The 12,612-nt window shown below is 72.1% G+C and carries 13 protein-coding genes; 7 read left to right on the top strand and 6 right to left on the bottom strand.

Translation table 11 applies throughout. The annotated features are described in order from the left end of the window. Positions 1–63 precede the first annotated feature (63 nt). Positions 64–807, bottom strand: coding sequence for an SDR family oxidoreductase (locus ABD208_RS07235; RefSeq protein ID WP_344101050.1), 744 nt, complete (start codon positions 805–807; stop codon positions 64–66). A gap of 102 nt (positions 808–909) precedes the next feature. On the opposite strand from ABD208_RS07235, the gene ABD208_RS07230 reads away from it, so the two are divergent. Continuing rightward, positions 910–1,764 (top strand): helix-turn-helix transcriptional regulator, encoded by an 855-nt coding sequence (locus ABD208_RS07230; RefSeq protein WP_344101048.1) that lies wholly within the window; start codon positions 910–912, stop codon positions 1,762–1,764. 5 nt (positions 1,765–1,769) lie between these two features. Here the strand turns inward: ABD208_RS07230 and ABD208_RS07225 are convergent, their stop codons facing one another. After that, the gene (locus ABD208_RS07225; protein WP_344101046.1) at positions 1,770–2,714 is read right to left on the bottom strand and encodes an oxidoreductase; all 945 of its coding nucleotides are present in this window, start codon (positions 2,712–2,714) and stop codon (positions 1,770–1,772) included. 99 nt (positions 2,715–2,813) lie between these two features. Here ABD208_RS07225 and ABD208_RS07220 point away from each other — a divergent pair, with 99 nt between their 5' ends. The 6 genes from ABD208_RS07220 to ABD208_RS07195 all read left to right on the top strand — a co-directional run bounded on the left by ABD208_RS07220 (position 2,814) and on the right by ABD208_RS07195 (position 7,943). Next, positions 2,814–3,479: a DNA-binding response regulator gene (locus ABD208_RS07220; RefSeq protein ID WP_344101044.1), complete on the top strand. Its 666-nt coding sequence runs from the start codon at positions 2,814–2,816 to the stop codon at positions 3,477–3,479. A 369-nt stretch (positions 3,480–3,848) separates the two neighbouring features. Continuing rightward, positions 3,849–4,853: a type I glyceraldehyde-3-phosphate dehydrogenase gene (gene gap, locus ABD208_RS07215; RefSeq protein ID WP_344101042.1), complete on the top strand. Its 1,005-nt coding sequence runs from the start codon at positions 3,849–3,851 to the stop codon at positions 4,851–4,853. Positions 4,854–4,930: 77 nt separating this feature from the next. Next, on the top strand, positions 4,931–6,145 hold the full coding sequence (locus ABD208_RS07210) for a phosphoglycerate kinase (RefSeq protein WP_344101040.1): 1,215 nt from the start codon (positions 4,931–4,933) through the stop codon (positions 6,143–6,145). Between the two features lie 99 nt (positions 6,146–6,244). Then, positions 6,245–7,039 carry a triose-phosphate isomerase gene (tpiA, locus tag ABD208_RS07205; protein WP_344101038.1) on the top strand — a complete coding sequence of 265 codons (795 nt, stop codon included), beginning with the start codon at positions 6,245–6,247 and terminating at the stop codon, positions 7,037–7,039. A gap of 244 nt (positions 7,040–7,283) precedes the next feature. Beyond that, the gene (secG, locus tag ABD208_RS07200) at positions 7,284–7,526 is read left to right on the top strand and encodes a preprotein translocase subunit SecG (RefSeq protein WP_344101036.1); all 243 of its coding nucleotides are present in this window, start codon (positions 7,284–7,286) and stop codon (positions 7,524–7,526) included. 57 nt (positions 7,527–7,583) lie between these two features. Next, on the top strand, positions 7,584–7,943 hold the full coding sequence (locus ABD208_RS07195; protein WP_344101034.1) for an RNA polymerase-binding protein RbpA: 360 nt from the start codon (positions 7,584–7,586) through the stop codon (positions 7,941–7,943). Positions 7,944–8,063: 120 nt separating this feature from the next. Here ABD208_RS07195 and pgl read toward each other — a convergent pair whose 3' ends face one another. Genes pgl through tal form a run of 4 tightly spaced genes read right to left on the bottom strand, consistent with a single transcriptional unit; the run spans position 8,064 to position 12,563 of the window. Continuing rightward, the gene (pgl, locus tag ABD208_RS07190; protein ID WP_344101032.1) at positions 8,064–8,861 is read right to left on the bottom strand and encodes a 6-phosphogluconolactonase; all 798 of its coding nucleotides are present in this window, start codon (positions 8,859–8,861) and stop codon (positions 8,064–8,066) included. Further along, positions 8,858–9,808 carry a glucose-6-phosphate dehydrogenase assembly protein OpcA gene (locus ABD208_RS07185; protein ID WP_344101030.1) on the bottom strand — a complete coding sequence of 317 codons (951 nt, stop codon included), beginning with the start codon at positions 9,806–9,808 and terminating at the stop codon, positions 8,858–8,860. Before ABD208_RS07185 ends, pgl begins: the two co-directional genes overlap by 4 nt. A 43-nt stretch (positions 9,809–9,851) precedes the next feature. After that, positions 9,852–11,408: a glucose-6-phosphate dehydrogenase gene (gene zwf / locus ABD208_RS07180; protein WP_344101028.1), complete on the bottom strand. Its 1,557-nt coding sequence runs from the start codon at positions 11,406–11,408 to the stop codon at positions 9,852–9,854. A 45-nt stretch (positions 11,409–11,453) separates the two neighbouring features. After that, positions 11,454–12,563 carry a transaldolase gene (gene tal / locus ABD208_RS07175; protein ID WP_344101026.1) on the bottom strand — a complete coding sequence of 370 codons (1,110 nt, stop codon included), beginning with the start codon at positions 12,561–12,563 and terminating at the stop codon, positions 11,454–11,456. Positions 12,564–12,612: the final 49 nt, after the last annotated feature.

The raw sequence follows: 12,612 nt of genomic DNA, 5'->3' as shown, positions 1-12,612 counted from the left end.
GAGCGATCCTCCGGCAGGCAACCGACCGGCCCCGCGGGGAAGCCGGCTGGCCCCGCGCATTCGTCAGTGAGCTGCGTTCACCATCGCGACGGTCTCGTCGTAGGAGCCGTTGACGGCCGCGTACCGGAGCGGCTTCACGTACTCCACCAGGATCTCCCGCGCGTCCGGCTCCCGTTCCAGCAGACCGAGGACCTCGTCCGCGTAGTCGTCCAGCGGCATCGCGTGCGGGGCCTTCTCGTGCCCGGGCATGAGCGCCGTCCGCACGGCTGGCGGCACGAGCTCGATCACCTGCGGCCCCGACCCGGCGTACTGCACCCGGAGGCTCTCGCTGAGCTGGTGGATCGCGGCCTTGGTCGCGTTGTAGGTCGGCGTGATCCCCAGCGGGACGTGCGCGAGCCCGGAGGAGACCGTCATGACGACGGCGTCGTCGCGGCTCCACAGGTGCTCGTTCAGGGCGGCGATCAGCCGGATCGGGCCGAGCAGGTTGGTGGTGACGTGGGCCTCGGCGTCGTCCAGGAAACCGGGCGTCGTCCAGTCCTCCGCGCGCATCATCCCGGCCATCGCGACGAGGATGTTGAGCTCGGGGTAGCGCGCGACGACGTCGGCCGTCGCCTCGCGGATCGAGGCCGGGTCCGCCACGTCGACGCGGACGGTGCCGAAGCCCTCGGCGGCGAGCTCCGCGAGCACGTCGTCGCGTCGTCCGCCGACGACGACGGTGTTGCCGCGCGACCGGAACCGGCGCGCGAGCGCCAGGCCGATTCCCGAGGTGCCGCCAGGGATGAAGAGGGTGTTGCCTGTCGTGTTCATGCCTCCACCCTGCGCGTGGCCGGCGCCGGCCGGGAGAGCCCTGCCGATCGGGGGACCGCCGGTCCCTGGCTGAGCGGCCCGCGAGGGAGCACGATGGAACCCATGGACCGCCCCGCTCTCGCCGACTTCCTGCGCCGCCGCCGCGAGGAACTGCGCCCGTCCGACGTCGGCGTGGCGCCCGGCGCCCGCCGCCGGACCCCCGGCCTCCGCCGGGAGGAGGTCGCCGCCCTGACCGGGATGTCCGTCGACTACTACGTGCGGCTGGAGCAGAAGCGCGGCCCGCAGCCGTCGGAGCAGATGCTGGCCGCGCTCGCGCGCACGCTCCGGCTGAGCGCCGACGAGCGCGACCACCTGTACCGCCTCGCCGGGCACCACCCGCCCGAGCGCACGCCGCTCGACACCCACGTGGCTCCCGCGCTGCTGCGCGTCCTGGACCGCTTGGACGACAGCCCTGCCTTCGTCATCTCCGCGCTCGGGGAGGTGCTGGTGAGCAACGCGCTCGCCTGCGTCATCTTCGGCGACCGCGCCCGCCTGACCGGCTGGGACCGCTACAGCGCCTGGACCTGGTTCACCGACCCCGCCACCCGCGCCGTCTACCCGCCGGGGGACCACGAGCGCCACGCCCGGAGCCTCGTGGCGTCCCTGCGCGCCGCCCACGGCTCCCCGGCCACAGCCCGGCGGGCCGGGGAGCTCGTCGACGCACTGCGCGCGCGGTCACCCGAGTTCGGCGAGCTGTGGGACCGCCACGAGGTCGGACGCCGGTTCGAGACCCGCAAGACGTTGGTCCATCCCGAGGTCGGCAGCTTCGAGGTGGACTGCCAGGCCCTGCTCACCGAGGACCAGTCCCAGGCCCTCGTGGTGCTCACCCCCGAGCCCGCCAGCGAGGCGGAGGACAAGATCCGCCTCCTGGCCGTGCTCGGGAGCCAGGTGTTCGGCCCCTCCGTCAGGCTGCCGTGACGCGCTCAGGCGGTGGCGGCGGGGACGACGCCGTCGAGCAGCGCCAGGTCCTCCGGCGTGAGGCGCAGCGCGCCGGCCGCGACGTTCTCCTCCAGGTGCCTCAGGTCGCCCGTGCCCGGGATCGCCAGCACGTTGTCGCCCTGGTGCAGCGTCCACGCGAGCCTGACCTGCGACGCCGTCGCGCCATGGGCAGCCGCGACCGTCGCGACCTCGGCGGCGCCCGTCTCGTCGTGCGCGGCGCCCGGCACCGCTCCGGCCACGGCGGTGCCCATCGCGAAGAACGGCACGAAGGCGATGCCGTGCTCACGCGTCAGGGCCAGCACGTCGTCGTCGGACCGCTCCGTGAGGCCGTACCGGTTCTGCACGCAGACGACCGGCGCGACGCCGATCGCCTCGCGGAGCTGTTCCGCGGAGACGTTCGAGACCCCGATGTTCGCCAGCAGCCCGGCGTCGCGCAGCTCCGCCAGCGCCCCGACGTGCTCGGCCACGGAGCCGGCCTCCTTCCCCATGCCCGAACCCCAGCGCAGGTTGACCACGCCGAGGTGGTCGACGCCGAGCTGGCGGACGTTCTCCTCGACCTGCGCGCGCAGCTGGTCCGGGCGGGCGTACGGCTCGAACGTGAAGTCGCCGCCGCGCCCGCGGCTCGGCCCGACCTTCGTGGTGATCGTCAGCTCGTCGTCGTACGGGTAGAGCGCCGTGCTGATCAGCTCGTTCGCCGAGCGCGTCGGCATGAAGTAGAACGCCGCGGTGTCGATGTGGTTCACGCCCAGCTCGACGGCGCGGCGCAGCACGGCGATGGACGCGTCCCGGTCGCGGGGCCGCTCGTCCCACGGCATGCCGGTCAGGCGCATCGCGCCGAAACCGATCCGGTTCACGGTGCGGTCGCCGAGCGCCCAGGTTCCGGCGGCGCTCGCGGTGGGGGTGCTGATGGCGGTGTGGTCTGTCGTCATGTCCCTCAGCCTGGAACGTCGGCGGGAGGAATCTCTCGTCCCGGCAACTTGTTGCCACCGGCGGCCGGGCCCCGGCCGCCGAGTCCCAGAGTGGAGGCCATGGCGAACATGACGCGAACGAGCGAGGCGGTCACCGTCGTGCGCGGCGAGGAGGAGGTCTTCCGGCGCACCGCGCACCTGTTCGAGACCGCCGGCGAGATCACCTGCGCGGCGAACGCCCTGGCGACGTTCGGCTGGCGGGAGGCGGCGGGGACGCTCAGTGCCACGCACCCGCCGAACCCCGGCGCGCGCGTCCGGAAGGTCTACCGGAGCAGCATGCTGCTGGACCCGTCGTGGGACCGGCGCCTGGCGGTGATCCGCGGCCACTCGGGCGTCGACGTGCGGATCACGACGCAGGAGGTCAACGAGACGATCATCCTCGACGGCCGCGTCGTCATCCTGGGCGGGGACCTCCGGGCGGGGGAGCGCACGTACAGCATCATCACCGAGCGCGGCGCGGTGCAGGGCGTGAACTCGCTGTTCGAGGCGACGTGGCGGGCCGCCACGGAACTGGACGTGTACGACGCCGAGGTGGCCGAGATCCGGGTGCTGGCGCCCCAGGTGCTCGACCTGCTGGCCCAGGGCGTCAAGGACGAGACCGCGGCGCGGGAGCTCGGGCTCGGGGTGCGGACCTACCGGCGGCGGGTCGCCGAGCTGATGGCCGCGCTCGGGGCGGACTCGCGGTTCCAGGCGGGGGTGCGGGCCAGGGAGCTGGGGCTCGTCTGACGGGTCGGCAGGGGGTATGATGCAGGTAAGCGCTTTCCAAATGACCCCTCGCAGCGGTCCGCGCCCGCCCCAGCCGCCCGCCCTGTGGGATCCGACAAAACAGCGGGTCTCAGGTAGTCCGGCTCGGGTCACGCGTGCCCCGGGTTCGGGTATAGGCTCGGTCGCGTCAGGTGACGACGGTGTGACCTTCACGTTTCGGGCCGGGTCACCGCCTGCCCTCGTGGAGGGCGCCGCCGGCCAGCGGCCACGTGCCGACCACCGCGACAACGGCGCTGCCCGTCACGCCCTACCCAGGCTCGGGCGCGGTGGCGCCCGCAAGGTATTCGAACCGTGTGCGCCGGGAACGCCGGCGCTCCTGAGGAGGGCATTGTGACCATCCGCGTCGGCATCAACGGCTTCGGCCGCATCGGACGTAACTTCTACCGCGCGCTCATCGCGTCGGGGGCGGACATCGAGATCGTCGGGGTCAACGACCTGACGGACAACAAGACGCTCGCGCACCTGCTCAAGTACGACACCGTGCTGGGCAAGTTCCCGCAGGAGGTCGACTTCGACGACGAGAACATCATCGTCGACGGCAAGAAGATCCGGGCGCTGGCGGAGCGCGACCCCGCGAACCTGCCGTGGGCCGAGCTGGGCGCCGACATCGTCATCGAGTCCACCGGCTTCTTCACGGACGCCACCAAGGCGAAGGCCCACATCGACGGCGGCGCCAAGAAGGTCATCATCTCGGCCCCGGCCAAGAACGAGGACGCCACGTTCGTCATGGGCGTCAACAACGAGCTGTACGACCCGGCGTCGCACCACATCATCTCGAACGCCTCGTGCACCACGAACTGCCTGGCCCCGCTGGCCAAGGCGCTGAACGACTCGATCGGCATCGAGCGTGGCCTCATGACCACGATCCACGCCTACACGGGTGACCAGAACCTGCAGGACGGCCCGCACAAGGACCTGCGCCGCGCCCGCGCGGCCGCGCAGAACATCGTGCCGACCTCGACCGGTGCGGCCAAGGCCGTGGCGCTCGTGCTCCCGGAGCTCAAGGGCAAGCTGGACGGCTACGCGCTGCGCGTCCCGACCATCACCGGCTCGGCCACGGACCTCACCTTCACCGCCTCCAAGGAGACCACGGTCGACGAGGTCAACGCCGCGGTCAAGGCCGCCGCCGAGGGCGTGCTCAAGGGTGTCCTGTCCTACGTCGAGGACGAGATCGTCTCGAGCGACATCGTCACCGACCCGCACCAGAGCATCTTCGACTCGAAGCTCACGAAGGTGATCGGCGACCAGGTCAAGGTCGTTTCCTGGTACGACAACGAGTGGGGCTACTCGAACAGCCTCGTCGCGCTGACGGTCTTCGTCGGCGAGAAGCTCTGACCTGATGATCCACGCGAGGTAGTGCCCCGGGCTCCCGGGGCGCTACCTCGCTTCTTCGTGAAAGGGTTCCTTTGCAGATGAAGACCATCGACTCCCTCGGTGACCTGCGCGGCAAGCGCGTCCTGGTGCGCTCGGACTTCAACGTGCCGCTGGACAAGGCCACCGGCGCGATCACCGACGAGGGCCGGATCGTCGCCGCCCTCCCCACGCTCAAGCGCCTGGCCGACGCCGGTGCCCGCGTCGTCGTCACCGCCCACCTCGGCCGCCCGAAGCCGGTCGACGGCTTCACGCCCGAGCCGGCGTTCTCGCTCGCGCCCGTCGCGGCCCGCCTGGGCGAGCTGCTCGGCACCACCGTCCCGCTGGCCGAGGACCTCACGGGCCCGTCCGCGGAGAAGACCGTCGCCGCCCTCGAGGACGGCCAGGTCGCGATGCTGGAGAACGTGCGGTTCGACCCGCGCGAGACGTCCAAGGACGACGCCGCCCGCGCCGCCCTCGCGGACGAGCTGGCGGCCCTGGCCGACGCCTTCGTGTCCGACGGCTTCGGCGTCGTGCACCGCAAGCAGGCGTCCGTGTACGACGTCGCCCAGAAGCTCCCGGCCGCCGCGGGCGACCTGGTGCTCCAGGAGGTCGAGTCCCTGTCGCGCGCGACGGGCGAGGCCGAGAAGCCGTACGCCGTCGTGCTCGGCGGCTCGAAGGTGAGCGACAAGCTCGGCGTCATCGCGAACCTGCTGACCAAGGCGGACCGCCTGCTCATCGGCGGCGGCATGGTGTTCACGTTCCTCAAGGCCCAGGGCCACGAGGTCGGCACCTCGCTGCTGGAGGAGGACCAGATCGACACGGTCAAGGGCTACCTCGCCACCGCCGAGGAGAACGGCGTCGAGATCGTGCTGCCGGTCGACATCGTCGTCGCCGACGCCTTCGACGCCCCGGCCCCGGCCGGGACCGTCGCCGCCGACGCGATCCCCGCCGACAAGATCGGCCTGGACATCGGCCCCGAGTCGGGTGCCCTCTTCGCGGGCAAGCTCGCGGACACCCGCACCATCGCCTGGAACGGCCCCATGGGCGTGTTCGAGCGCGCGGAGTACGCCGAGGGCACCAAGGCCGTCGCGCAAGGCATCGTGGACGCCACCGCCAACGGCGCGTTCTCGATCGTCGGCGGCGGCGACTCGGCCGCGGCCGTGCGCGTGCTCGGCTTCGACGAGGCCGGCTTCAGCCACATCTCCACGGGCGGCGGCGCGAGCCTCGAGCTGCTCGAGGGCAAGGAACTCCCGGGCCTCACGGTCCTGGCCTGACCAACCCCGCCACGGCCGCCGTCGTCGTCGGAGAACGACGGGCACGACGACGTCACGAACCACGACGACGGCGCCGGCGAACGACTTCGAAGAGGAATCATGAGCGAGAACCGCACGCCCCTGATGGCGGGCAACTGGAAGATGAACCTGGACCACCAGCAGGCGATCAGCACGGTCCAGAAGCTGGCCTGGACGCTGAAGGACGCGAAGCACGACTTCGCGGCCGTCGAGGTGGCCGTGCTGCCGCCGTTCACCGATCTGCGGTCGGTGCAGACGCTGGTCGACGCCGACAAGCTGGACCTCCGCTACGGCGCCCAGGACCTGTCGCAGCACGAGTCGGGCGCCTACACGGGCGAGATCTCCGGCGCGATGCTGGCGAAGCTGGGCTGCACCTACGTGGCCGTGGGCCACTCGGAGCGCCGGCAGCACCACGACGAGTCCGACGAGCTGGTGGCCGCGAAGGTGGCCGCCGCGCTGACCAACGAGCTCAAGCCGATCCTGTGCGTGGGGGAGGGCCTGGACGTCCGCAAGGAGGGCAACCAGGTCTCGTACACGCTCGCGCAGGTCGACGCGGCGCTGGCCGGCCTGACGGCCGAGCAGGTCGCCGACGTCGTGATCGCGTACGAGCCGGTCTGGGCGATCGGCACGGGTGAGGTCGCCACGCCCCAGGACGCGCAGGAGGTCTGTGGCGCGATCCGCGGCCGTCTCGCGGAGCTGTACGACGACGCCGTCGCCGCGGGCGTGCGCGTGCTGTACGGCGGCTCGGTGAAGTCGGGCAACGTCGCCTCGATCATGGCGCAGCCCGACGTCGACGGCGCCCTCGTGGGCGGCGCGAGCCTCGACCCGGAGGAGTTCGCCAAGATCGTGCGCTTCCAGTCGCACGTCACGATCTGACGGACCGCCGTACCGGCCGGGGCAGCGGATCGTCGCCGGTCCGCTGCCCCGGCGGATCGCTCGTGCGTGGCGGGTCGCATTCCGCGCCCCTGTTCCCGTATGAGAGGATCTGGCATGTGAACGAACCCCCGGTTCGCGTGTTTGACCTGGGGGTTCGCTATCCAGGCGATCCCTCGCCTACTCTTGACCCGATCCGCCACCGGAGTGATCTCCGGCACACTGACCGATGAGGACGTGAAGTTACGTGGACGTGCTCCGCATCATCCTGCAGGTTCTGCTGGTCATCACCAGCGCGTTCCTGACCATGCTCGTGCTGCTCCACAAGGGCAGGGGTGGCGGTCTCTCCGACATGTTCGGTGGCGGAATCTCCATGGGCGCCGGGTCCTCCGGCGTCGCCGAGCGCAACCTGAACCGCATCACGATCGCCTTCGCGGTGACGTGGACGGTCGTCATCGTGCTGCTCGGCCTGGTTCAGAAGGTCGGCTGACACCGCGCCGGGCGCGCGGGCGGCAGGCCACCCAACCTCACGGAGGGGACGAGGAACGTGGCATCTGGCGGGCATGCGATCAGGGGGAGCCGGGTAGGCGCCGGCCCCATGGGCGAGACCGAACGGGGCGATGCCGCCCCACGCGTCAGGGTTTCCTACTGGTGCGCGAACGGACATGAGACGGCACCGAGTTTCTCCGTCGGGGAAGACGTCGAGGCGCCGGTGAACTGGGACTGCCCGCGCTGCGGGTATCCCGCGGGCATGGACCCGAGCAACCCGCCGATCCCGGCGCGGAACGAGCCGTACAAGACTCATCTGGCCTATGTGAAGGAGCGCAGGTCCGAGGAGGACGGCGCGGCGCTGCTGGCCGAGGCCCTGGAAGCGCTCCAGCTCCGCCGCGGCGCGGTCCTGGGCTGACCCGATCGCCGACGCACGCGGCCAGGTGGCCGGAGCCGGCCCGGGTACGACGACCACGACGACGCCGGGGTAGCGGTCCCTCGCGGATCCGCTGCCCCGGCGTCGTGCTGTCGCGGGTGACTACTTCCCGGCGGCTGCCGCGTCCAGGAGCCAGAGCGTGCGGGTACGGCCGGTGGCGCCCGCGGCCGGGACGTCGCTGACCTCGTGCCCGGCGCCGTCGGTGCCGAGCGCCGCGGCGGCCTGGGCCGCCTTCTCCGCGCCCGCCGCGACGACCCAGACCTCGCGGGCCGAGCGGATCGCGCCGAACGTCAGCGAGACGCGCTGCGGCGGGGGCTTCGGCGAGTGGTGCACGCCGGTCGTCGTCCCGGTGGCCGCCAGACCCTCGTGGCCGGGGAACAGCGACGCGACGTGGCCGTCGGGGCCCATGCCGAGCAGGAGGACGTCGAACGCCGGGACCGCGAGCGACCCGGCGTCGTCGGCCCCGGCGGAGGCCTCGGCCGCCACCGGCGCGAACCGCGCCAGCTCCGCCGCGTACGCGGCCGCACCCTCCTCGGGCGAGCCCACCGACGACGGACCCGGCATCGGGTGCACGTTCCCGGCCGGGAGGCCGTGGCCCGCGATCAGCCCGTCCACGAGCGCCTCGCGGGCCTGGGTCTCGTTGCGGTCCGGGTCGCCGTCGGGCAGGAACCGCTCGTCGCCCCACCACAGGTGCACGCCGGACCAGTCCACCGCCGCCAGCAGCGGGGACGACGCCGCGCGCGCGAGCGTGCGGATCCCCACGGTGCCGCCGGTGAGGACCACGTGCACGGGGGAGCGGACCGACTGCACGTCCAGGATCCGCGTGAGCAGCCGCGCGGCGGCCGCCTCGGCCAGGACGCCGGCGTCGGGGTGGACGACGACGAGGCGCGGGTGGCTCATGCCCTGTCCCCGACGCTCTCGACGCCGCCGATCCGGACGAGCGGCAGGCCCTGGGACAGGACCTCCTCGTAGGTCTCGTCCGGGTCGAGGCGCCGGAGCTCCTCGATGAGGGCCTCGTTGAGCTTGCGGATCGGCAGCGCGATGCGGCGTTCCGGCTTGCCCGGCTGCGTGATCGTCACGACGCGGCCGTCGGGCCGGTCGAGCACGATCTCGCCGCCCGGCCGCACCAGGACCACCTTCGTGATGGCCTCCGCGCCCTCGACCGGCACGATCGTGGCGGGGCACCCCAGCCGCTCGCCGAGCCAGGCGGTGAGCAGGTGCAGCGACGTGTGCCGCTCCTCGCCCTCCACGCGCACGGACGTCACGGCCTCGAACGGCGGCTGCTCGATCGCGGCGGCGATGAGCGCGCGCCACAGGGTCACGCGGGCCCACGCGAGGTCCGTGTCACCCGGCTTGGACACCGCGGGCAGGGAGCGCAGCATCGCGACCGGGTCGGCGACCGCCGTCGTGTCCGTGATGCGGCGGTGCGCCATTCGCCCGATCGGGTCGGCGGCCGGGTCGGCGGGGGCCGTGCGCGGCCACCAGGCGACGATCGGGGCGTCCGGCAGCAGCAGCGGCATGACGAGCGTGTCGTGCCGTTCCACCAGCGGGCCCGCGATGCGCAGCACCACGACCTCCGAGGCGCCGGCGTCGCCGCCCACGCGGATCTGCGCGTCGAGCCGGGCCTCGCCCTCGGCCTCGCCGGACGGCGCGACCACGATCACCCGGCACGGGTGCTCCCGGCTCGCGTCGTTCGTGGTGGCGATCGCCTCCTCGACGTCGCGCTCCTCGGCCATGACCACGAGCGTGAGCACGCGGCCGAGGGCGACCGCGCCGCCCTCGTCGCGCAGCTTGACGAGCCGCTTGTTGACGGCGTTGGTGGTGGTCCCAGGCATGTCGATGATCACAGGCGGGCACCCTTCGAGGTAGTTGCTGCGTGCGGCGCCGGGATCATGGCCGCCTCCAGGAGCGACCGTCGCGGGCCATCATCTCATCGGCCGACGGCGGGCCCCACGTCCCCGCCGGGTACTGCTCCGGCTGACCCTGCTGGGCCCAGTGCTCGATGATCGGGTCCAGGATCTTCCAGGAGAGCTCGACCTCCTGGTGCGTGGGGAACAGCGGCGGGTCGCCCAGCAGCACGTCCAGGATGAGCCGCTCGTACGCCTCGGGGGAGGACTCGGTGAACGAGTGCCCGTACCCGAAGTCCATCGTCACGTCGCGCACCTGCATCGCGGTGCCCGGCACCTTCGCGCCGAACCGCATCGTCACGCCCTCGTCCGGCTGCACGCGGATCACCAGGGCGTTGTTCCCCAGCTCCTGCGTCAGCGACGACTCGAACGGCAGGTGCGGCGCCTTCTTGAAGACGACGGCGACCTCGGTGACCCGCCTTCCCAGCCGCTTGCCGCTGCGCAGGTAGAAGGGGACGCCCGCCCAGCGGCGGTTGTCCACGTCCACCCGGATGCCGGCGTACGTCTCCGTGCCGGAGTCGGGCGCGATGCCGTCCTCCTGCAGGAAGCCGTTGACGCGCTCGCCGCCCTGCCAGGCGGCCGCGTACTGGCCGCGGGCCGTGTGGTCGTCGAGCGAGCCGGGCAGGCGCAGCGAGCTCAGCACCTTGATCTTCTCGGCGCGCAGCTCGGCCACGTTGAAGTTCACCGGCTCCTCCATCGCGACGAGCGCGAGGAGCTGCAGCAGGTGGTTCTGGATGACGTCGCGCGCGGCGCCGATCCCGTCGTAGTAGCCCGCGCGGCCGCCGATGCCGATGTCCTCGGCCATGGTGATCTGCACGTGGTCGACGTAGTTCGAGTTCCAGATCGGCTCGAACATCTGGTTCGCGAAGCGCAGCGCCAGGATGTTCTGGACCGTCTCCTTGCCCAGGTAGTGGTCGATCCGGAAGACGGACTCCGGCTCGAACACCTCCGAGACGACGTCGTCCAGCTCGCGCGCGCTCGCCAGGTCGTGGCCGAACGGCTTCTCGATGACGACGCGGCGCCAGGCCTCGCCGTCGGACAGGTCGGTGTCGGGGGCGGACAGCCCGTGCTTCGCGAGCTGCCGGCACACGACCGGGAACGCGCTCGGCGGGACCGACAGGTAGAAGGCGTGGTTGCCGGCGGTGCCCCGCTCGGCGTCCAGCGTCTCGACGGTCTGGCGCAGGCGGCGGAACGCGTCGTCGTCGTCGAACGAGCCCTCGACGAACCGGATGCCCTCGGCGAGCTGCTGCCAGGTCGCCTCCCGGAACGGCGTGCGGGCGTGCTCCTTGACGGCGTCGTGCACGATCTGCGCGAAGTCCTGGTCGGACCACTCGCGGCGGGCGAAGCCCGTCAGCGCGAAGCCGGGTGGCAGCAGGCCGCGGTTCGCCAGGTCGTACACCGCGGGCATGAGTTTCTTGCGCGACAGGTCGCCCGTCACCCCGAAGATGACCAGGCCACAGGGCCCCGCGATACGGGGCAGGCGCAGGTCGAGGGGGTCACGCAGCGGATTGTGCTCCGCGCTGATCATCGCTGGTCGCAACGACGTCCTCCGGGATTCGTCTCGGGTTGTGCGGGCAGCGGGGCGTCAGCCCGCGCTGTCCAGGCCGGCCTGGGTGGTGGCCAGCAGTTCGTTCCAGCTCTTCTCGAACTTGACCACGCCCTCGTCCTCCAGGAGCTGCGTGACCTCGTCCATCACGATGCCGTGCGCCTCGATCGCGGCGATCGTCGCCGCCGCGGTCCCGGCGGTGCCGGTGACCGTGTCGGCCAGGACGACGCCGTGGTCCGCGAACGCCTCGAGCGTCTTCTCCGGCATCGTGTTCACGACACCGGACACGACGAGCTCGTCCACGTACATGGTGTCGCGGTACGCGGGATTCTTCACGCCGGTCGACGCCCACAGCGGGCGCTGCGGGCGGGCGCCCGCCGCGGCGAGGGCGGCCCAGCGGTCGCTCGCGATGACCTCCTCGTAGGCGGCGTACGCCAGGCGGGCGTTGGCGACGGCGGCCTGGCCGCGCAGGGCCAGGGCGTCGTCGGAGCCGAGGGTGTCGAGCCGCTTGTCGATCTCGGCGTCCACGCGGGAGACGAAGAACGAGGCGACCGAGCCGACGGGCGCGAGGTCGTGGCCGTTCTCCTTGGCCTGCTCCAGGCCCGCGAGGAACGCGTCCATGACGGCCTTGTAGCGGTCGATCGAGAAGATGAGCGTCACGTTGACGCTGATGCCCTCGGCGAGCACCGCGGTGATCGCGGGCAGTCCCTCGGCCGTCGCGGGGATCTTGATCATCACGTTCGGCCGGTCCACCGTGGCCCACAGGCGCTTGGCGACCTCGATCGTGGCCTCGGTGTCGCGGGCCAGGCGCGGGTCCACCTCGATGGACACGCGGCCGTCGACGGTGTTCGAGCGGTCGTAGACACCGCGCAGCACGTCGGCCGCGGCGCGCACGTCGTCGGTGGTGATCTTCTCGACGGCGGCCTCGACGTCCGTGCCCGCCAGCTCGGCGAGGGCGGCGGCGTAGGCGTCGCCCTGGGCGAGCGCGCCGGCGAAGATCGTCGGGTTGGTGGTCACGCCGACGACGTCGCGGGTCTCGATCAGCTCGGCCAGGTTGCCGGAGTCGAGCCGCTCGCGGGACAGGTCGTCGAGCCAGATGGCCACGCCTGCCTCGGAGAGCCGCTGGGTGGGGTTCGCCTGCTCGGTCATGATGCCCTTCCTTTTCGTGGAAATGCGCTCACTGCTCCGGCCCAGGGGA

The organism is Myceligenerans crystallogenes (assembly GCF_039529775.1).
GTDB classification, from domain to species: domain Bacteria; phylum Actinomycetota; class Actinomycetes; order Actinomycetales; family Cellulomonadaceae; genus Myceligenerans; species Myceligenerans crystallogenes.
The sequence above is the reverse complement of the archived record's forward strand: the minus strand, read 5'-3'. Positions and strand labels throughout refer to the sequence as shown.

Coding starts and splice junctions, on each gene's coding strand:
- pgl (WP_344101032.1), bottom strand. CDS start 8,861: ATGAGCCACCCGCGCCTCGTCGTCGTCCACCCCGACGCCGGCGTCCTG.
- tpiA (WP_344101038.1), top strand. CDS start 6,245: ATGAGCGAGAACCGCACGCCCCTGATGGCGGGCAACTGGAAGATGAAC.
- tal (WP_344101026.1), bottom strand. CDS start 12,563: ATGACCGAGCAGGCGAACCCCACCCAGCGGCTCTCCGAGGCAGGCGTG.
- ABD208_RS07210 (WP_344101040.1), top strand. CDS start 4,931: ATGAAGACCATCGACTCCCTCGGTGACCTGCGCGGCAAGCGCGTCCTG.
- ABD208_RS07235 (WP_344101050.1), bottom strand. CDS start 807: ATGAACACGACAGGCAACACCCTCTTCATCCCTGGCGGCACCTCGGGA.
- ABD208_RS07220 (WP_344101044.1), top strand. CDS start 2,814: ATGGCGAACATGACGCGAACGAGCGAGGCGGTCACCGTCGTGCGCGGC.
- ABD208_RS07230 (WP_344101048.1), top strand. CDS start 910: ATGGACCGCCCCGCTCTCGCCGACTTCCTGCGCCGCCGCCGCGAGGAA.
- ABD208_RS07225 (WP_344101046.1), bottom strand. CDS start 2,714: ATGACGACAGACCACACCGCCATCAGCACCCCCACCGCGAGCGCCGCC.